This is a genomic window from Aeromonas salmonicida subsp. salmonicida (assembly GCF_001643305.1).
Classification (GTDB): Bacteria; Pseudomonadota; Gammaproteobacteria; order Enterobacterales; family Aeromonadaceae; genus Aeromonas; species Aeromonas salmonicida.
Genome location: NZ_LSGW01000095.1, coordinates 79,258 through 97,617, shown reverse-complemented (window position 1 = coordinate 97,617; position 18,360 = coordinate 79,258). Strand labels below are relative to the sequence as shown.

Below are 18,360 nucleotides of genomic sequence, written 5' to 3'. Positions count from 1 at the left end.
ATCCCCCTGCGCTTCAAACAAGCCTTACTCTTTTTTCGTCACCGATCTCACCGCCAGAGCCAAGGATCTGAGCGCCGGTAAAGCTCGGCCATCGGCATCAAACAGGGTCACATTATCCCACTCATTCCCCGCCCCCCGCTTCCAACCAGCCCCCGCTACCGCAATGAACTCGGGCTCCCAGTAGAAGAAACCCAACCCTCGACCCTGCGGTACACCATGGATCTCGCGCAGCAACTGCCACAGGAAGTCGCGCTGCCCCACCGGGGTCATCGGATAGGTCTCTGGTCCGGTATGGGTGTAGATGTTTTGCTGCTGATCCCCATTGCCCTGTGTCCAGGGGTAAGCCGTTTCAACCACGATAACAGGACGGGAAAAACGGCTGCTAAGGTCAACCATGTTGCGAGCCAAATCCCTCATGGCGCCATGCCACACCGGGTAATAAGAGAGTCCCATCACATCGAAGGGAACCTTGCGGACGAGGATCTCTTCGAACCAGTGACGACAACGCACGTTATCGCCACCCGCATCCAGATGCAGTATGACTTGGCTCGAGGGTGACACTGCCTTGACGGCGCGAGCGCCTGCGGTAAGAAACAGGGCCAGATTATCCCAGTGAGGCAAACGCCCCAGCGGCCACATCATGCCATTGGAGATCTCATTGCCCACCTGAACCCAGGCCGGGGTGATCCCCTCCCTTTGCAAACGGCTCATCAGCTGGTGAGTAAATTGATAGAGCCGCTCGCTGACCACAGCCACGGACTTGTCACGCCAGGCAACCGGCATATGCTGCTTGCCTGGATCGGCCCACCAGTCGCTGTAGTGGAAGTCCAGCATGATCCTGAATCCCATCCGATGGGCCCGCCTGGCCAGAGCAATCACATGATCCGGGTTGTTATACCCCTCAACCCCGCTCTGATCCGCCGGGAAGCGATCATGCTCGCCGGGCTCATTCCAGACCTTGATACGAATGGCATTTATCCCATGACGCTTGAGGATAACCAGCAAGTCTTCTGGCCGCGCACCATCATAAAAACGGGCACCGGCCGCTTCCAGCTGCGGTAAATGGGAGACATCCGCCCCGATAATCATGGGTTCCCCCTCCTTGCTCATGGACGATGCACTCATCAGCAACATGGCTCCCAACAACGGTTGCCACCCCTTCCAACCCATCGGCGATCTCCTTGTCCGGGACAAAAAAGGGAGCCAATGGCTCCCTGATTGTTCAACCTGTGTGGCGCTTACCACCAGGCTTCGGCCTGTACCCCGAAGTTCCAGGTGCTGTCATCTTCCCCCCCATTGAATGACTCGCCTTCACCATCTTTCAGGTAGCTGGCAAACACACGGATCTCTGGGCGGGCAAACATGCTGGGGCCGGCAGACCAGGCCTGCGCCAGGGTGTATTTTTGACCACTGGACTTGTCTTCAGCACCACTGGTCCAGGTCTTGGTGCTTTCATATGTACCGGCTTCAACCAGCGTCTTCATGATATCGGTCCAGGCATAACCGCCACGAGCCACTGCACTGAACAACTCAGTGTTGTCGTGCCATTCCTGCAGTTTTTCACCCTTACCATAGGTAAAGACATGGTTGACAGAGAACTTGTCACCCAGGGGAATATCACCGGTCAGGATCACCCGGTAACCCTTGGCGTCATCAGTGAGTTGCCAAACGTCATACCAACCGCCCCCTTGGGAGATCATGTTCTGGGCAAGCCCCTTGTTCGCATACTGCAGCACCAGCTTCTCGTTGATGCCGCTGCCAGCAAAATACTGACTCATTTCTGCCGTCAACATGACACCGTTCTCGGGATCGTACTTGCCACCTGTGGCTTTCTGCTCATCGGTCGGATTGGGCATGGCATAGCTGACGCCCGCCTCAGTCCAGGCCCCTTCCCAGGGTGCCCAGCCGGCATAACGCAGATCCAGGAAGTTGACGTTCAGATCATTGTCGACAATCGAGTTATCGATATCGTTGCCATCAGAGCGGATCCACGCCAGCGAGAATGCACCCGGACCCGCCTTGAGGTTTTCAATACCGGCACCGGCACCCGAGATATTCCAGTATTTGGTATCGATGATGTGAAGATCGTGGCGCTGATAGAAGCGCTTGCCCGCCCAGACCACAGCATCGGGGGCAGCAGAGATCAGCCCCTTGGCTTTCACATTGAATTGACGCAGGGCAAATGTCGCATCTTCACTGCACTGCTTTTTATCAAAGTCACAGACAGTTGCCGTGCTTTCATAATCATTGGAACCATTGCTCTGCATGCTGAACATGCTGTCAACGTAGAAAACCTTGCCGTCCTTGTTGTAAACCTCCTGACCAATACCAATTTCGGTATAGGTATCACTTTCGTTACCCAGGCGTCCGACAAGGCTCTGATTGCCAGTTTGCATATCCCCATCTTGGGACACACCTACGCCGGATCGAAAATAACCAGAAAAATCAACAGCATTAGAACTAAATGCTGTCATTGACAGTGCCAGGGCAACGGATGTAGTCAGTAGCTTCACTTTCATAGTCATTCCTTTATTCCACTGTTGCATTGTTATCTTGATGAACGCTCACCAATCCAGAGGGAAAGCGCTTTCACTAGCCGGAGTGGATTATAGAAAGATTCAAGCCACCACTGACATGATACAACTCACATAATTGTAATTATTACATCACTGAAGCATTTAATTACTAAACAAACAATAATGAACCATTTTTAAGTTGTTGATTGCTAAGCAATAAAAAATACAAGCTAGGGTGTTATCGATTACACGGCTTATGCATTCAGGAAATCAACGGCGATGACGACATACGGAAATTGCAGCGGGTCCATCAAAAATGTGAGCAGCATCACCTGGTGCAAGACATGGATGGATGGATGATGGCGCTGTTGCATCTGGACAGCCATACGCAGCAACAAGAGGAAGAGTACACAGACAAGGAAGAGACAAAAAAGGCAAGGCGCCTTGACGGCCTTGCCTGATGACTTATCGACAGAGGGGGATCAGGGGAATGTCAGTCAATACTCCGGACCGAATGACGGCGAACCAGAGTAGGGCTAAACATATGGGTCGTCTGGGGCAGGGGTCCCCCTTTTGACAAGGCGATCGCCAGCTCGGCAGCCTGGGTGGCCATGGCGATGATGGGATAACGCACCGTCGTCAAGCGAGGGCGCAAATAACGAGAAATCAGGACATCATCAAATCCGACCAGTGATAGCTCCTGCGGTACCTCGATACCATTGTCGCTCAGCACGGACAATGCCCCTGCTGCCATTGAGTCGTTATAGCAGACCACTGCCGTCATATGCTGGCCTCGGCTCAGCAGTTCAGTCATCGCCGCCTCACCGCCCAGTTCATCCGGACTGCCACGGGAGATCAGGCGCTCATCGACGGCTATCTCGTGCTCTTGCAACGCATCAAGGTAACCCTGCAAGCGATCTTGTGAGTCAGAGATCTGATGATTGGAGCAGAGAAACCCTATCTTCTTGTGCCCTTCCTGGATCAGATGACGAGTTGCCAACCAGGAGCCATAACGATCGTCCAGCGCCACACAGCGGGACTCGTACCCGGGGACGATGCGATTGATCAGCACCATGCCAGGGACATAACTCATCATCTGGATCAACTCTTCATCCGGCAGCATTTTGGCATGCACAACCAGCCCCGAACAGCGATGGCCAATTAATTGCTCTATCACATGCTTTTCTTTGACGGCATCGTGATAGCCATTCCCGATGAGCAGGAAGTTGCCCGTCGACTGTGCCACTTGTTCTACGGCTTTCACCATGGTGCCGAAGAAGGGGTCGGACACATCTGCAACAACCAGCCCCAGTGTCTCGTTGCTTTGATGGGCCAAGGCCCGCGCATTGGCGTTGGGATGGTAGTTGAGTTCATTCATCGCCTTGAAGACAGCATCACGGGATGCCTGACTCGCCTTGGGAGAATTATTGATGACACGTGAGACTGTGGCGACAGATACGCCAGACAGGAGTGCTACATCTTTGATTGTTGCCATGGATTAGCTTTTCCGGTGAACGGTACAAATAAAAACCATTATTTCATGGGTTCAAGATACTACCGGCATTTCCCATGCCTGACACGGCTTTCATCTAAAAAGCGGGAGCATCCTATCAATACATGTCGGCGGCAGTGTAACTCGCTTACATACACAAAATCCCGACAAGCCAGCTTTCCGAAGACCATTTGTGACAAAAATCACATTAAATGCACAGCCATCTTCCCTCCCCTTTCCGGCAAGAGCACAATAAGGGAAAGCGGTTACACAATAAAAACACCAACAGGAATGAGCACCAAGGAGCACCACATGTTGAAAATCCTTGTCACCGGTGGAACTGGTTACATAGGAAGTCATACCTGTCTGCAGCTTATCGCTGCCGGTATGACCCCCATACTGTTAGATAACCTCGCCAACAGCAAAGAAAGTGTTCTCGAACGTATCCAAACTCTCAGTGGGCAGCGCCCAGTGCTCTATCGGGGGGATGTGCGTGACGCCAGCTTGCTGGATCGGGTGTTCGCGGAACAGCAGATTGATGCCGTGATCCATTTCGCCGGACTCAAGGCCGTCGGGGAATCAGTGCAAAAACCCCTTGAATACTATGACAATAATGTCAGCGGCACTCTGGTTTTGTTGCAGGCGATGCAGCGTGCCGGGGTCAAGACGTTGCTGTTCAGCTCATCGGCCACCGTCTACGGCGAGCCGGACACCATGCCTGTCCGAGAGGAGAGCCCAACCCTGCAAGCCACCAATCCTTATGGCCAGAGCAAGCTGATGGTTGAGCGCCTCATCAAGGACTTTGCCAATGCGGCGCCCGATTGGTCATTGACCCTGCTGCGCTATTTCAATCCGGTGGGCGCTCATCCCAGTGGCTTGATGGGTGAGGACCCACAGGGGATCCCCAACAATCTGATGCCCTATATTGCCCAGGTGGCGGTAGGACGCCGTGACAAACTCGCCATTTTTGGGGATGACTATCCCACCCCGGATAGCACTGGCGTGCGCGATTACATTCATGTGATGGATCTGGCCGACGGGCATGTGGCGGCCTTGCAGAGCAAGCTCGGGCAGTCGGGCGTTCATGTCTACAACCTGGGAACAGGACATGGCTACAGCGTTCTCGACATACACGCCGCCTTCTCCCGGGCCTGTGGCCGTGACCTGCCTTATGAAATAGTGCCACGGCGCACGGGGGATATCGCCCAATGCTGGGCAGATCCCAGCCGGGCCCTCACCGAGCTGGGCTGGCAAGCTCATCGCACCATTGATGACATGACCGCCGATACCTGGCGCTGGCAATCACAAAATCCGAACGGCTATCCAACCCTATGAGTGGCCAGCACGAGGAGCAATTATCCATGCAATTTGAACCAACCGATCACCCGCATCGTCGTTATAACCCGCTGATCCAGCAGTGGGTACTCGTCTCGCCCCACAGGGCGAAACGCCCCTGGCAGGGTCAGCAGGATGAGCCGGATCGTACCCTGCGAGCCCCCCACGACCCTGACTGTTTCCTCTGCGCAGGCAATACCCGTGTCACCGGTGACAAGAATCCGGATTATCAGGAGACCTTCGTCTTTACCAACGACTTTGCCGCCCTGATGACAGACACACCGGCAGCACCGGCCAGTGACGATCCCCTGTTCCAGCTGGAGAGTGCCCGTGGTACCAGCCGGGTGATCTGCTTCTCACCGGATCACAGCAAGACACTGCCCGAGCTGCCGCTCCTGGCACTCACCGCCGTGGTCAATACCTGGTGCGAGCAGACCGCAGAGCTGGGACATGATTATCCCTGGATCCAGGTATTCGAAAACAAGGGCAGCATGATGGGTTGCTCCAATCCACATCCCCACGGACAGATCTGGGCCAACGGCTTCTTGCCCAACGAAGCCGTGAAAGAAAACAACGCCCAGCGGGAATACCTTGCCAAACATGGCCGCGCCATGTTGCTCGATTATGTCGAGCGCGAGCGAGCCGATGGCCGTCGCACCGTGGTTGAAACGGAGCACTGGTTGGCGGTCGTGCCCTATTGGGCCGCCTGGCCGTTCGAGACCTTGCTGCTGCCCAAGTTTTCGGTGGCGCACCTGCCCGCATTGAACCCGCAACAGCGGGCAGATCTGGCGCTCGCGATCAAGAAACTGACCAGCCGTTATGACAACTTGTTCCAGTGCTCTTTCCCCTATTCCATGGGTTGGCATGGCGCCCCCTTCAATGGCTCAGAGAACGACCACTGGCAGTTGCACGCCCACTTCTACCCGCCCCTGCTGCGCTCTGCGAGCGTGCGTAAGTTTATGGTCGGCTATGAAATGCTGGCAGAAACGCAGCGTGATCTGACGGCAGAGCAAGCGGCCGAACGACTGCGTGCTGTCAGTGATGTCCATTTTCGTGAACAGGTTTGAGGTTGAGTTATGAGTATTGAATCACCACGCAGCATGACTGATACCACGTTTTACACCCAATTCGGTTACCATCCGACCCTCGCCATCCAAGCGCCAGGTCGCGTCAATCTGATCGGTGAACACACGGATTACAACGACGGTTTTGTACTCCCCTGTGCCATTGACTATCAGACAGTGATCAGTGCGGCTCCTCGTCAGGACAGCCTGGTGCGAGTCATCGCCGCTGACTACAACAATCAGCAGGATGAGTTTGATTTGAGCCGTCCCATAGCGTCACGCCCTGAATACTTGTGGGCCAACTATGTACGGGGAGTCATCAAGTATCTGCTGCTGCGGGGCTGCGAACTGACCGGTGCCGATCTGGTGCTCAGTGGCAATGTCCCGCAGGGCGCTGGCCTGAGCTCCTCCGCCTCTCTGGAAGTGGCCGTGGGGCAGGTATTTAAGGAGATGAATCACCTCGACATCAGTCAGGCCGATATCGCCCTCAATGGGCAACTGGCAGAGAACATGTTCGTCGGCTGCAACTGCGGCATCATGGATCAGTTCATCTCGGCTCTGGGTCAGCAGGATCACGCCCTGCTGATCGACTGCCGCAGCCTGAGGACTCGCCCCGTCCGTATTCCGGCTGGCATCGATGTTGTCATCATCAACTCCAATGTTCGCCGCGGACTGGTCGACAGTGAATACAATGCCCGCCGGGCACAATGTGAAGAGGCGGCCCGCCATTTTGGCGTCAAGGCGCTGCGCGATCTGACCATGACGCAGTTTGTCTCCCGAGCCGATGAGCTGGATCCCGTCGTCGCCCGCCGCGCACGGCATGTCATCTCCGAGAATGAACGGACCCTGGCCGCAGCCGATGCCCTGGCCAATGAAGACATGCTCATGATGGCAGAGCTGATGGCGCTCTCCCATGCCTCGATGCGGGATGATTTTGCCATTACCGTGCCCGCCATTGATGCCCTGGTCGACATCATCAAGGAGATCATCGGCAGTCGCGGCGGTGTGAGAATGACGGGTGGCGGCTTCGGTGGCTGCGTTGTGGCGCTGGTGCCACATTCACTGACCTCGATAGTCTGTGAACAGGTCAATGCCCGCTATCCCCAGGTCAGCGGGTTGCAACCCAGCATCTATATCAGTAAACCCTCGGCAGGCGCCGGTATCCTCTGATGTCCCTGACGATGTCGCTATCGGGCACTCTTCGTAGCCATCACGAATAGTGACATCGTCGGGAGAGAACTGACGCCGGTTTGAACGCGTTGCACCCTAGCCAGGCTCTGGCAGCAAAGACATGGGCAAACATGGCACCGTCATCTCTCCCATCCTCTTCAACACCAGCAGGTCAATCGGCAAACAGGGACGTCAGTGACGTCCCTGTTTGCGGCCAATACCCGGTGTTTTGATGCCACTCGCCCGTGCTTTGCTTCACCTGTCTGCAATCCCCCTGTCACAGCGGGGTGGCGCATTTGCGATATTCGGTCGGGCTGACACCGACCCGTTTCTTGAATACCCGTGAGAAGTAGAGCTGATCGTCATACCCCACCTGCTGGCCAATGGCGGCGACCGACATGGGCGTGGTCTGCAACAGGAGCTTGGCCCGCATGATCCGTTGATCTTCGCGCCAACGCACTATGCTCACCCCCACTTGCTCACGAAACAGGTGGGCCAGCCGCGAAGGAGACAAAAACACCTGCTCGGCCAGCGCCTCGACCGATATCTCAGCCGAAAGCGAGTCGCTCAGGATCTGGCACGCCTCGTGAACCCTGTGATCAATGGCGGGATATTCCGTCAGGGAGGACGCCTCGTAACAGCGGATGAGCAGCCGCTCCAGCAGGTTCATCGCCAGTTGCTCCGACATGGGCCTCAGCTGCTTGTGGGTCTCTTCGATATCGAGAAACAGCGCATCAAATTCATCGAGCAACTGACCGTCTGCCAGATTCAGGCGCCCCACATTGGCGACCGCCCGCGGCCACTTGAGCCAGTCGGCCCAATAGGCTCTTGGCCGGAAATAGACCCAGCGGTGATACCACTCCCGGGCATCCGGTGCCCTGCCGTAATGGTGCACGGCCGCGGGCGGGAAGAGCAGCAAGTCGCCTGGCTCCACCGTGAACGCCTGATCACCCTGAAAGATCTGCCCCTTGCCCTTGATGGTCAAGTTGACGATGAACCCCTTCATGCCACCAGGTCGGTCGATGATGAAGTCGAGCGGGCTGTGTTGCTCGATAGGGGTCATGCCAGAGACGAGGAAGACATCGAAGGCATATCCGGGCAACAGGGGATTGAGTTGTTTTGGCTTCTCTTTTTGCATTGATGACATGGCACAAAAAAGCGCTTGGGTAAAAAAATCGGCATGGGCCATTGTAGAGACTCGCTTTGGGAACACGCTATCTGACGGCCAGCGCAGTGTGAATTTATTGAACTGGCTCACAGTCGGGTCTGCTGCGCGCCGGGGGAGGACCAGACAACAAGGCCAGCGAGATGCTGGCCTGAGATGGCGTGAGAAAACCAGGGTCAGACTCGTGCCTTGCGCACCTGCTTGTAGCGGTCGAACAGGACGGCGGCGAGCAGGATCAAGCCACGCACCACGTACTGGGCGAACGGGGATATGTTGAGCAAATTCATCGCATTTTCCATCAAGCCCAGGATCAACACACCGGCGATGATGTAGGAGATCTTGCCAATGCCCCCCTTCATGGAGACCCCTCCCAGCACGCAGGCCGAGATGACCACCAGCTCGAAGCCGATGGAGGTCATGGGCTGCCCGGAGGTCATGCGGGAGGCGAGAATGATCCCCGCAATCGAGGCGATCAGCCCCGTCATGGTGAAGATGATGATCTTGGTGCGCACCACGTTGACCCCCGCCAGCCGGGCGGCCTCTTCATTGCCCCCCATCGCCAGGGTATTGCGGCCAAAGGTGGTCTTGTTGAGCAGCAGGCCAAACAGCACGAAGCACAGCGCCGTCAGCCAGATAGGCGTCGGGATCCCCAGCAGGGCTGAGCTGCCAAGTTCGAAGAAGCCCTCCTCCACTATGCCGACCGCCTTGCCGTCCGAGATGATGTAGCCCACCCCGCGCGCCATCTGCATGGTTGCCAGCGTGGTGATCAGGGCATTGATCTTGAACTTGGCCACCACTATGCCGTTGATGAGGCCAAACAGGACGCCGACCGACATGTCGAATTCACCGGAGGCGAGGCAGAACAGCATGCCGCAGGCCACCATGCCGGACATGGAGACCGCTAGGCCCAAGCCACGCATGTTGATCAGGCTGGCAAAGTTGGGGATCAGCACGCAGGCCAGCAGGAACAGGATGGCGAAGATCACCAGCATCCCGTATTGATCCCACACTCGAGCCAGTTGCACTCTGGTGCCGGTGGCCGCCGAGACAGTCGCGGCCTGACCGACAGAAGTCGTTGTTGTCATGGTATTTCTCCTGATTATTCCGGATGCTGTTACATCGCTGTCATGGGTTATCAACGGGCCGGCATGGCCAGGTTCAGCGCCTTGACTTCATTGGCGTCATGGTGGGAAAGCTCCCCTGCGATCACCCCTTCCCGCATGACCATGATCCGATCCGCAATGCCCAGTACCTCCGGCAGCTCACTGGAGACCACCACAACGGCAATACCTACCTTGGCCAGATCGTAAATCACGTTGTAGATTTCATTTTTTGCCCCGACGTCGATGCCGCGGGTCGGCTCGTCGAGCAAGATGACCTTCATGTCTTCGGAGAGCCAGCGGCCCAGAATGGCCTTCTGCTGGTTGCCGCCGGAGAGGTTCATGATGGCTTGATGAGGAGACGGGGTCTTGACCCGCATGTCGCGGATCCGCAGCCGTGCGTTCTCGTCTTCCCATTTCTGGTTGATCCAGAAGCCTCCCCACGCCTTGTGGCGCCGGGCGCTGATATTGATGTTTTCCTGCACAGAGTGGATGGGGATGATGCCAAGGGCCTTTCTGTCCTCGGTACAGAGCATGATGCCGCTGTGAATGGCATCGATGGGATTGCGGATGGGTACCGGCTTGCCGAACACCGAAATCTCGCCGGACACCATCTTGTCGGCACCAAAAATCAGCTTCATCAGCTCGCTGCGACCGGCGCCCACCAGACCGAAAATGCCGAGGATCTCGCCGCGTTTCACTTCAAACGAAATGGGTGCCTTCAGGCCGGGTCCCATCAGGTTGCTGACCTGCAAGCCAAGCTCCCCCAATGGACGAGGACTGTAGCCATAGATATCCGTCAGCTCGCGTCCCACCATGGTCTTGACCAGCAGATCCCGGCTGACCTCCGCCATAGCGTCAAAGGTGCGTACAAACTGGCCATCCTTGAAAACGGTGATGGCATCACACAACTCGAAGATCTCGTCCATGCGATGGGAGACATACAAGATGACCTTGCCCTCATCGCGCAGCTGGCGAATGACCCGAAACAGCTGCTCTATCTCGCGGGACGACAAGCTGCTGGTCGGCTCGTCAAAGGCGATGATATGCGCATCCCGGGTCAGGGCCTTGGCGATCTCCACCATCTGCCACTGGCCCAGCGACAGGTACTTCAGCGGCGTCTCGGGCGACACATCCATGCCGAGGCGCGCCAGCTGTCTGGTCGCATCCCGGTACAGTTTTTCCCGATCGATGACGCCGTGCCGAGTGGGCAGCTGACCCAGATAGATGTTCTCGGCGATGGTCATCTCGGGGACCAGATGCAACTCTTGGTAAATGATGGCGATCCCGCTCTCCAGCGCATCGACCGTGTTTTGAAACACCCTCTCCTGGCCATCCAGCTTCACCACCCCTGTAGTGGGAGCCTGAAAGCCGCTCAGTATCTTGAGCAGGGTGGATTTGCCTGCGCCGTTTTCGCCCATCAGCGCATGCACTGTGCCCCGGTGACAGGAAAAGGAGACGTTTTGCAGCGCCTTGACGCCAGGAAACTCCTTGCTGATGCCGCAAAACTCCAGATAAGGAACTGACTGATCCATGTGTTTACTCCAGGTAACAGGCATGGGCGGTTTTGCACCATGCCTGTAGAGATGTCAGGGGTTAAACCGCGCCTGTCACAGACCTTTTTTCTGCAGCTCGACCTTGAAGTTGTCGCGGGTAATGAGCACAACGTCGGTCACTTCGGTGAACTTGGCCGGCTCTACGTCATTGACCACCCAGTCATGGAGCATCTGGATGCTCTTGTAGCCGTGCACATCCGGGCTTGGCAGCAGAGAGCCGAGGAAACCGGTGGCGCTGGACTTGGACAGCTCGTTCACCGCGTCCACCCCATTGATGCCGATACCGATGACGTTCGCGGCCTTGAAGCCCTGCCCTTCGGTGGCGCGCACGCCGCCGAGCACAGTGTTGTCATTCATGCCGACGATGAGCCAGTTCTTCACCTCGGGATGCTGCACCAGCATGGAGTTGGCGGCGTCCAGTGCCCCCGGAATGTCATTGGCCTTGGTCGGCGCACGATAGATCTGGGCATCGGGGAAACCGGCGGCCTTGAGCGCGCTCAGAGAACCCTCAACCCGGCGACGGGCGGTATCCAGCTCATCGGCCGTGATGGCAAGCACCCCTGTCGCCTTCACGTCCCACTGGCGTTTTTGCATCTCCGTGTAGAGCTCCTGCCCCTGGCGTTCCCCTATCTTGGTGGCGGCCATCATCACCAGCGGCACATTTTCCATGGGCTTGCCCTTGGCGTTGACGAACTGATCGTCCACCGTGATGACTTTCAGCCCCATGCTGTTGGCCTTGGCCATGATGGCCGAGCCCAGCTTGGGATCAGGGGTGCAGATGACAAAGCCCTTGGCGCCGTTGGCCGCCAGGCTGTCGATGGCATTGAGGGTCTTCTCGCCATCGGGCACGGCAATCTTGATGACATCAAAACCGAGATCCTTGCCGGCCTTGTCGGCAAAGGTCCATTCGGTCTGGAACCAGGGTTCCTCCGGCTGCTTGACCAGGTAGCCCAGCTTCAATGCCTCAGCAGAGAAAGCAGAATTTGCTATACCGAGGGCAAACCCTACTGCAATCATGCTTTTAACTATTTTGTTCATGCGAGTGTCTCCAACTGTTCTATCAATCCATGTATCAACGAAGTGCGGCTGTTCAGTTGATTCACTCCGTAGCCGCATAAAAGCACGTTCAAACATGACGTTATTGTTGTCGCTAGATGAGCGAACCAAGTTGTAATCGTTTTCACATGAAAAAATGGAGAGCAGGATCACGCCATGAAATTGCAGCCATTTTGTCTATATATTTAGCAAAATAGTCACATATCAAATTCCAGAGGGTCGTCACCCTCTTGCACTGACAGCGTTTAAATCCATATTTCCAGCAGCCAATGGCTAACCGTCCGCTCTGTGCATCTCCTATGGTTCCTCCCTGTTACCCCTTCATTGATGGTCAGGAGCACATATGTCTGAGCACCCCAGGTCCGAGCACATCGTCATCGGACTCGACTTCGGCAGCGATTCGGTCAGGGCACTTGCCGTGCGTTGCCACGACGGCGCTGAACTCGCGACCCATGTCGTCTATTACCCGCGCTGGCAGGCCGGTCACTACTGCCAGCCGGTCACCAACCAGTTCCGCCACCACCCGCTCGACTATCTGGAGTCCATGGAACAGGCGGTGGTGCAGGTGGTGGGCCAGCTCTCCCCCGCCCAGCGCGCCGCCGTGCGCGGCATAGGGGTTGACAGCACGGGCTCGACGCCCGCCCCCATCGATGAAGAGGGCCGGGTGCTGGCCCTGCGCCCTGAGTTTGCCGACAACCCGAACGCCATGTTCGTGCTGTGGAAAGATCACACCGCCATCGAGGAAGCAGAAGCCATCACGGCGCTCTGCCACGGCGGCCAGTTCCCCGAATACAGCCGCTATATCGGCGGCATCTACTCCTCCGAGTGGTTCTGGGCCAAGATACTGCACGTCTCCCGCAGCGATGCTGCGGTGCGCGCCGCCGCCTGCAACTGGGTCGAGTTGTGCGACTGGGTACCCGCCATCCTGAGCGGCACCCAGGCCCCTGCCAATATCAAGCGCGGGCGCTGCTCCGCCGGCCACAAGTCCCTCTGGCACCCGAGCTGGGGCGGCCTGCCAGCCGCCGATTCTCTCAATGCGCTGGATCCGCTGCTGACCCGGGATCTCGACTTCCCGCTCTTCACCGACAGCTGGACCGCCGATCTGCCGGTCGGCACCCTGACGCCCGAATGGGCGGAGCGGCTGCACCTCTCCTGCGAGGTGGTGATAGCGGGCGGCGCCTTCGACTGCCACATGGGCGCGGTCGGGGCCGGGGCCGGCAACAATGCGCTGGTCAAGGTGATAGGCACCTCCACCTGCGACATCCTGATCGCCGATGAAGCCACCATTGGCGATCGTGCCATTGCCGGGATCTGCGGCCAGGTGGACGGCAGCGTGGTGCCGGGCAGGGTGGGACTGGAGGCGGGACAATCGGCATTTGGCGACATCTACGCCTGGTATCAGCGCCAGTTGAGCTGGCCGCTGGACCGGCTCGCCGCCCAGTATCCGGAGCTCTATACCGCCATCGAGGCCCACAAGCAGCAGCTGTTGCCAAGCCTGGCCGCCGCCTGGGATCAGCAACGCGATCTGGCCCATCTGCCGGTGGTACTCGACTGGTTCAACGGACGCCGCACCCCTTACGCCAACCAGCGCCTGCAGGGCACTGTCACCGGCCTCAACCTCGGCACGGATGCGCCCGACTTGTTCGGCGCTCTGGTGGCCTCCACCGCCTTCGGTGCCCGCAGCATCATGGAGTGCATGACTAGCCAACAGGTGCCGGTGGACCAGGTGATCGCGCTCGGCGGCATCGCCCGCAAATCAACGACTGTGATGCAGACCTGCGCCGACGTGATGAATCGCCCCATCCAGGTGGTGGCATCGGATCAGTGCTGCGCCCTGGGCGCGGCCATCTTTGCCGCCGTGGCGGCCGGTATCTACGCGGATGTGGCTGATGCACAGCGGGACATGGCGAGCGCCGTGGAGCGCACCCACCAGCCACACCCTGAACGGGTCGCCGAATATGAGCGGCTCTATCAGCGTTACCTTCAATGGAGCCATGCCGCCGAGCCCCTCTACAACCAGGGAGCACTGGCATGAACCTCAAATCTCTCAAAGAGCAGGTGCTGACCGCCAACCTGGATCTGCCGCGCCATCATCTGGTGACCTTCACCTGGGGCAATGTGAGCGGCATCGACAGGGAGCGGGGTCTGGTGGTCATCAAACCGAGCGGCGTCAGTTACGACAAGATGCAGCTTGAGGACCTGGTGGTGCTGGATCTCGCGGGCAAGCAGGTGGAAGGATCCTTGCGCCCCTCTTCCGACACTGCCACCCACCTGGTGCTCTATCGCACTTACCCTGAACTTGGCGGCGTGGTGCACACCCACTCCACCCATGCCACCGCCTGGGCCCAGGCGGGGCGCGCCATCCCGATTTTTGGCACCACCCAGGCCGACTATTTCAACGGCGAGATCCCCTGCTCCCGTCTGCTCACCCCGAGGGAGGTCGAAGAGGATTACGAGGAGCTGACCGGTCATCTCATCGTCGAGACCCTCAAACAGACCCCCATTCTCACCATGCCGGGGGTGCTGGTGGCCAACCACGGCCCCTTCAGCTGGGGCAAGGATGCGGATGATGCGGTGCACAACGCCGTTGTGCTGGAAGAGGTGGCGCGCATGGCCTGGCTCACCGGCCAGATAAACCCGCAGGCGCAAGCCCTGCCAGACTACCTGCTGGAGAAACACTACCAGCGCAAACATGGCAAGCACGCCTATTACGGCCAGACCGAGACTTAATCAATCAAGAGGACAAGATCATGGAGTTTATGAAACAGCTGGAAGTGTGGTTTCTGGTCGGCAGCCAGCACCTGTATAGCGCAACCACATTGAAGCAGGTCGCCGATCACGCCCATACCATGACCAGCCAGCTCAACGAGGGGGCCGGGCTGCCCATCAAGATAGTGCTCAAGCCCACCGGCACCACCCTCGATGAAATAAGCAGCGTCGCTCGCGATGCCAACCACAGCGAGCAGTGCGTCGGGCTCATGGTGTGGATGCACACCTTCTCCCCCGCCAAGATGTGGATCCCGGCCCTGAGTCAGCTGCAAAAGCCTCTGCTGCAATTTCACACCCAGTTCAACCGGGATCTGCCCTGGAGCGAGATCGACATGGACTTCATGAACCTGAACCAGACCGCCCACGGCGGGCGCGAGTTCGGTTTCATGGGGGCCCGGCTGCGGCTGCCACGCACAGTGGTGGTCGGCCACTGGCAGGATGAGGAAGCCTGGAGCAAGATCGGCAACTGGATGCGCATCGCCGCCGCCATTCACGACAGCCGCCACCTGAAGATCGCCCGCTTTGGCGACAACATGCGTAACGTGGCCGTCACCGAAGGCGACAAGATTGAAGCCCAGATCCAGTTCGGCTATCAGGTGAACTATCACCCGGTCGGCGATCTGGTGAAGATCATCGATGCCGTGCCCGCCGCCGATATCGAGGCGCTGCTGGCCGAGTACGAACAGAGCTATACCCTGACCGAGGCGGTGCAGGCAGGTGGGCCGCTGCGCGCATCGCTCTACGAGGCGGCGCGCCAGGAGTTGGGGATGAAGAAATTCCTCACCGAGGGCGGTTTTGGCGCCTTCACCACCACCTTCGAGGATCTCCATGGCCTGCACCAGCTGCCGGGGCTGGCCTGCCAGCGCCTGATGCAGCAAGGCTTCGGCTTCGGGGCCGAAGGGGACTGGAAGACCGCGGCCCTGCTGCGCACCATCAAGGTGATGGGGACAGGCCTTGCGGGTGGCACCTCTTTCATGGAGGACTACACCTACCACCTGGAGGCGGGCAATAATCTGGTACTGGGATCCCACATGCTGGAGGTCTGCCCCTCCATCGCCGCCGACAAACCCGTGCTGGATGCCCAGCATCTGGGGATCGGCAAGAAGGCCGACCCTGCCCGTCTGCTGTTCGCTGCACCAGCCGGCAAGGCGGTCAACGCCAGCCTCATCGACATGGGCAATCGCTTCCGGCTGGTGGTCAATCAGCTGGAGGTGGTGGACTTGCCAGAGGCCATGCCGAAATTGCCGGTGGCGAGCGCCCTGTGGAAGCCCCTGCCGAGCCTTCAGACCAGCGCCGAGGCCTGGATCCTGGCGGGCGCCGCCCACCACTCGGTGTTCACCCAGTCGGTAGACATAGAGCAGCTGCGCACCTTCGCCGACATCATGGGCATAGAGTTCGTGGTGATTGACGAGCACACCCGCATCCCCGCGCTCAAGGAGACCCTGCGCTGGAACGAGGTCTACTACAAGATCTGCCACTGATCCCTTAATCGGCCAGCGGCCACCAGCATGACAGCAGCCCCGCCAGCGGGGCTGTTGCTTTTTTGATGGGGCAGACAGATGTCACCCTGTCAGGGAAGGAACTGACGGCGATCAGGGATGGTCGCGGCTCTCCAGCAGCCAGTGACAGACCCGCTGCACCCCCTGGCGCTGGCTGTTGGGACGGGCAACCAGGGCATACTCGTGATCCGTGCTGAGCACCGGGGCAAAGGGGGCTACCAGCACGCCGCTCTCCAGCTCCTCGGCCACTATGGTGGGATCCCCGAGGGAGAGGCCGAATCCCTGCAAGGCGGCATTCATCGCCAGATCCAGGGTATCGAACAGCTGGCCTCCCTGGGACTGCCAGGGGGTGGCGATGAAGGCGGCAAACCAGTTGCGCCAATCCCGCCGATCCGCGCTGGCATGAAGCAGGGGCAGCAGGGGCAACTCCTCAATGGTGCGCTCGAACAAACGGTGCTTGGCGGCAAAGGCGGGGGCACAGACGGGGGTCAGCTGCTCTTGAAACAGCGGCTGGCTGTGGGGGTATCTGGCCTGACAGGATTGATAGACGATGGCGAGATCGAAGGGCTCGCGGGAAAAATCGATGCCGTGGCTGTGGCTGCCACGCACTTCGACTGCCTCCCCCTCGAAGTCCTGCAACCGTCGCAGCAACCAGCGACTGGCGCAGGAAGGGACCTTGATGCTGATGGCCTGCTCGTGGGGCAGGGTTTGCAGGGCGCAGAGCCCCTCCCCTATGCGGGCCAGCCCTTCGCGAACGAAGGGCAGCAACCGCTCGGCGGCAGGGGTCAGGGCCAGGCAGCGGGTGCCGCGCACGAAGAGCAGGTGGCCGAGGCGGGCCTCCAGCTGGGCAATCTGCTTGCTCACCGCCCCCTGACTCACGCACAGCTCGTCAGCGGCCAGGGTGAAACTCAGATGGCGGGCAGAACACTCGAAAACCTGCAAGCCATACAGGGGCAATTGGCTGCGGGGTTGGGTGGACAACATACTAGCCTCCATGCTTGAGAAAAACTCATGCATAACATGCCGAATAATCCGTTGTCCGGCAAGAGAGCGAGGACTAAAAAGGGACATCTTTCAAACACTCAGGTGACGACGTCATGTCTTCCCCCCGCATTGTCAGCAAACTGCCCCAGGTGGGCACCACCATCTTCAGCGTGATCGGGGATCTGGCCGCCCGCCATCCCAGCATCAACCTCTCCCAGGGGGCGCCGAGCTTCCCCTGCGATCCCGAGCTCATCCGGGTAACCCACGAGGCCATGCTGGCCGGGGAGAACCAGTATGCCCCCATGACGGGGCTGCCCGCCCTGCGCGAGCAGCTGGCGGCCAAGATAGCGACCAGCTATGGCCACCACTATGACGCCGGCGAGGAAGTCACCATCACTGCCAGCGCCAGCGAGGCCCTGTTCTGCGCCATCACCGCCCTGGTGCACCCGGGGGACGAGGTGATCATGTTCGAGCCGGCGTTTGACAGCTACCGCCCCATGATCCAGCTGCAAGGCGCCACCCCCGTGGTGATCGCCCTCAAGGCACCCTATTTCGCCATCCCCTGGGATGAAGTGGCGGCCCGCATCACCCCGCGCACCCGCATGATAGTGCTCAACACCCCCCACAACCCCACCGGCACCGTCTGGCAGGCAG

General features: G+C 58.7%; 14 protein-coding genes and 1 pseudogene. 7 read left to right on the top strand and 8 right to left on the bottom strand.

What is annotated here, in order from left to right:
* Positions 1-24 precede the first annotated feature (24 nt).
* The 3 genes from AXW79_RS18215 to galR form a co-directional block, all read right to left on the bottom strand.
* A complete protein-coding gene (locus AXW79_RS18215; protein ID WP_005310842.1) occupies positions 25-1,170 on the bottom strand; it encodes a glycoside hydrolase family 53 protein in 1,146 nt (381 codons plus the stop codon).
* Positions 1,171-1,238: 68 nt separating this feature from the next.
* Entirely contained in the window at positions 1,239-2,525 is a 1,287-nt protein-coding gene (locus AXW79_RS18210) for a maltoporin (RefSeq protein ID WP_011898807.1), read from the bottom strand.
* Between the two features lie 484 nt (positions 2,526-3,009).
* Positions 3,010-4,011 (bottom strand): HTH-type transcriptional regulator GalR, encoded by a 1,002-nt coding sequence (galR, locus tag AXW79_RS18200; RefSeq protein ID WP_005310836.1) that lies wholly within the window; start codon positions 4,009-4,011, stop codon positions 3,010-3,012.
* Positions 4,012-4,323: 312 nt separating this feature from the next.
* On the opposite strand from galR, the gene galE reads away from it, so the two are divergent.
* From galE to galK, 3 genes are read left to right on the top strand one after another with little or no spacing between them, the layout of a single operon-like run.
* Complete coding sequence (gene galE, locus AXW79_RS18195; protein WP_005310834.1) at positions 4,324-5,343, top strand: UDP-glucose 4-epimerase GalE; 1,020 nt, start codon at positions 4,324-4,326, stop codon at positions 5,341-5,343.
* Between the two features lie 26 nt (positions 5,344-5,369).
* On the top strand, positions 5,370-6,410 hold the full coding sequence (gene galT, locus AXW79_RS18190) for a galactose-1-phosphate uridylyltransferase (RefSeq protein ID WP_005310832.1): 1,041 nt from the start codon (positions 5,370-5,372) through the stop codon (positions 6,408-6,410).
* 9 nt (positions 6,411-6,419) lie between these two features.
* On the top strand, positions 6,420-7,577 hold the full coding sequence (galK, locus tag AXW79_RS18185; RefSeq protein WP_011898809.1) for a galactokinase: 1,158 nt from the start codon (positions 6,420-6,422) through the stop codon (positions 7,575-7,577).
* Positions 7,578-7,854: 277 nt separating this feature from the next.
* Here the strand turns inward: galK and araC are convergent, their stop codons facing one another.
* From araC to AXW79_RS18165, 4 genes are all read right to left on the bottom strand, one after another.
* A complete protein-coding gene (araC, locus tag AXW79_RS18180; RefSeq protein WP_005310828.1) occupies positions 7,855-8,766 on the bottom strand; it encodes an arabinose operon transcriptional regulator AraC in 912 nt (303 codons plus the stop codon).
* A gap of 152 nt (positions 8,767-8,918) precedes the next feature.
* Positions 8,919-9,827 (bottom strand): L-arabinose ABC transporter permease AraH, encoded by a 909-nt coding sequence (gene araH / locus AXW79_RS18175; RefSeq protein WP_011898811.1) that lies wholly within the window; start codon positions 9,825-9,827, stop codon positions 8,919-8,921.
* A 50-nt stretch (positions 9,828-9,877) separates the two neighbouring features.
* Positions 9,878-11,377, bottom strand: a complete 1,500-nt coding sequence (gene araG, locus AXW79_RS18170) for an L-arabinose ABC transporter ATP-binding protein AraG (protein WP_005310824.1) — start codon at positions 11,375-11,377, stop codon at positions 9,878-9,880.
* A gap of 75 nt (positions 11,378-11,452) precedes the next feature.
* A complete protein-coding gene (locus AXW79_RS18165) occupies positions 11,453-12,436 on the bottom strand; it encodes an arabinose ABC transporter substrate-binding protein (RefSeq protein WP_005310822.1) in 984 nt (327 codons plus the stop codon).
* 361 nt (positions 12,437-12,797) lie between these two features.
* Here AXW79_RS18165 and AXW79_RS18160 point away from each other — a divergent pair, with 361 nt between their 5' ends.
* From AXW79_RS18160 to araA, 3 genes are read left to right on the top strand one after another with little or no spacing between them, the layout of a single operon-like run.
* Positions 12,798-14,489 carry a ribulokinase gene (locus AXW79_RS18160; RefSeq protein ID WP_005310820.1) on the top strand — a complete coding sequence of 564 codons (1,692 nt, stop codon included), beginning with the start codon at positions 12,798-12,800 and terminating at the stop codon, positions 14,487-14,489.
* A complete protein-coding gene (locus AXW79_RS18155) occupies positions 14,486-15,184 on the top strand; it encodes an L-ribulose-5-phosphate 4-epimerase (protein ID WP_005310818.1) in 699 nt (232 codons plus the stop codon). Before AXW79_RS18160 ends, AXW79_RS18155 begins: the two co-directional genes overlap by 4 nt.
* A gap of 20 nt (positions 15,185-15,204) precedes the next feature.
* Positions 15,205-16,704: an L-arabinose isomerase gene (araA, locus tag AXW79_RS18150; RefSeq protein WP_005310816.1), complete on the top strand. Its 1,500-nt coding sequence runs from the start codon at positions 15,205-15,207 to the stop codon at positions 16,702-16,704.
* A 111-nt stretch (positions 16,705-16,815) separates the two neighbouring features.
* On the opposite strand, the gene AXW79_RS18145 is transcribed toward araA, so the two are convergent.
* Positions 16,816-17,706 (bottom strand): LysR family transcriptional regulator, encoded by an 891-nt coding sequence (locus AXW79_RS18145; protein WP_005310814.1) that lies wholly within the window; start codon positions 17,704-17,706, stop codon positions 16,816-16,818.
* Positions 17,707-17,819: 113 nt separating this feature from the next.
* On the opposite strand from AXW79_RS18145, the pseudogene AXW79_RS24005 reads away from it, so the two are divergent.
* A pseudogene (locus tag AXW79_RS24005) lies at positions 17,820-18,296 on the top strand (aminotransferase class I/II-fold pyridoxal phosphate-dependent enzyme); the annotation flags it as partial.
* Positions 18,297-18,360: the final 64 nt, after the last annotated feature.

Bases quoted from the DNA above. Each gene is read 5' to 3' on its own strand.
- araC (WP_005310828.1), bottom strand. From the start codon at position 8,766: ATGGCCCATGCCGATTTTTTTACCCAAGCGCTTTTTTGTGCCATGTCA.
- araG (WP_005310824.1), bottom strand. From the start codon at position 11,377: ATGGATCAGTCAGTTCCTTATCTGGAGTTTTGCGGCATCAGCAAGGAG.
- araH (WP_011898811.1), bottom strand. From the start codon at position 9,827: ATGACAACAACGACTTCTGTCGGTCAGGCCGCGACTGTCTCGGCGGCC.
- araA (WP_005310816.1), top strand. From the start codon at position 15,205: ATGGAGTTTATGAAACAGCTGGAAGTGTGGTTTCTGGTCGGCAGCCAG.
- galK (WP_011898809.1), top strand. From the start codon at position 6,420: ATGAGTATTGAATCACCACGCAGCATGACTGATACCACGTTTTACACC.
- AXW79_RS18155 (WP_005310818.1), top strand. From the start codon at position 14,486: ATGAACCTCAAATCTCTCAAAGAGCAGGTGCTGACCGCCAACCTGGAT.
- AXW79_RS18145 (WP_005310814.1), bottom strand. From the start codon at position 17,706: ATGTTGTCCACCCAACCCCGCAGCCAATTGCCCCTGTATGGCTTGCAG.
- galR (WP_005310836.1), bottom strand. From the start codon at position 4,011: ATGGCAACAATCAAAGATGTAGCACTCCTGTCTGGCGTATCTGTCGCC.
- AXW79_RS18215 (WP_005310842.1), bottom strand. From the start codon at position 1,170: ATGGGTTGGAAGGGGTGGCAACCGTTGTTGGGAGCCATGTTGCTGATG.
- galT (WP_005310832.1), top strand. From the start codon at position 5,370: ATGCAATTTGAACCAACCGATCACCCGCATCGTCGTTATAACCCGCTG.
- AXW79_RS18210 (WP_011898807.1), bottom strand. From the start codon at position 2,525: ATGACTATGAAAGTGAAGCTACTGACTACATCCGTTGCCCTGGCACTG.
- AXW79_RS18160 (WP_005310820.1), top strand. From the start codon at position 12,798: ATGTCTGAGCACCCCAGGTCCGAGCACATCGTCATCGGACTCGACTTC.
- AXW79_RS18165 (WP_005310822.1), bottom strand. From the start codon at position 12,436: ATGAACAAAATAGTTAAAAGCATGATTGCAGTAGGGTTTGCCCTCGGT.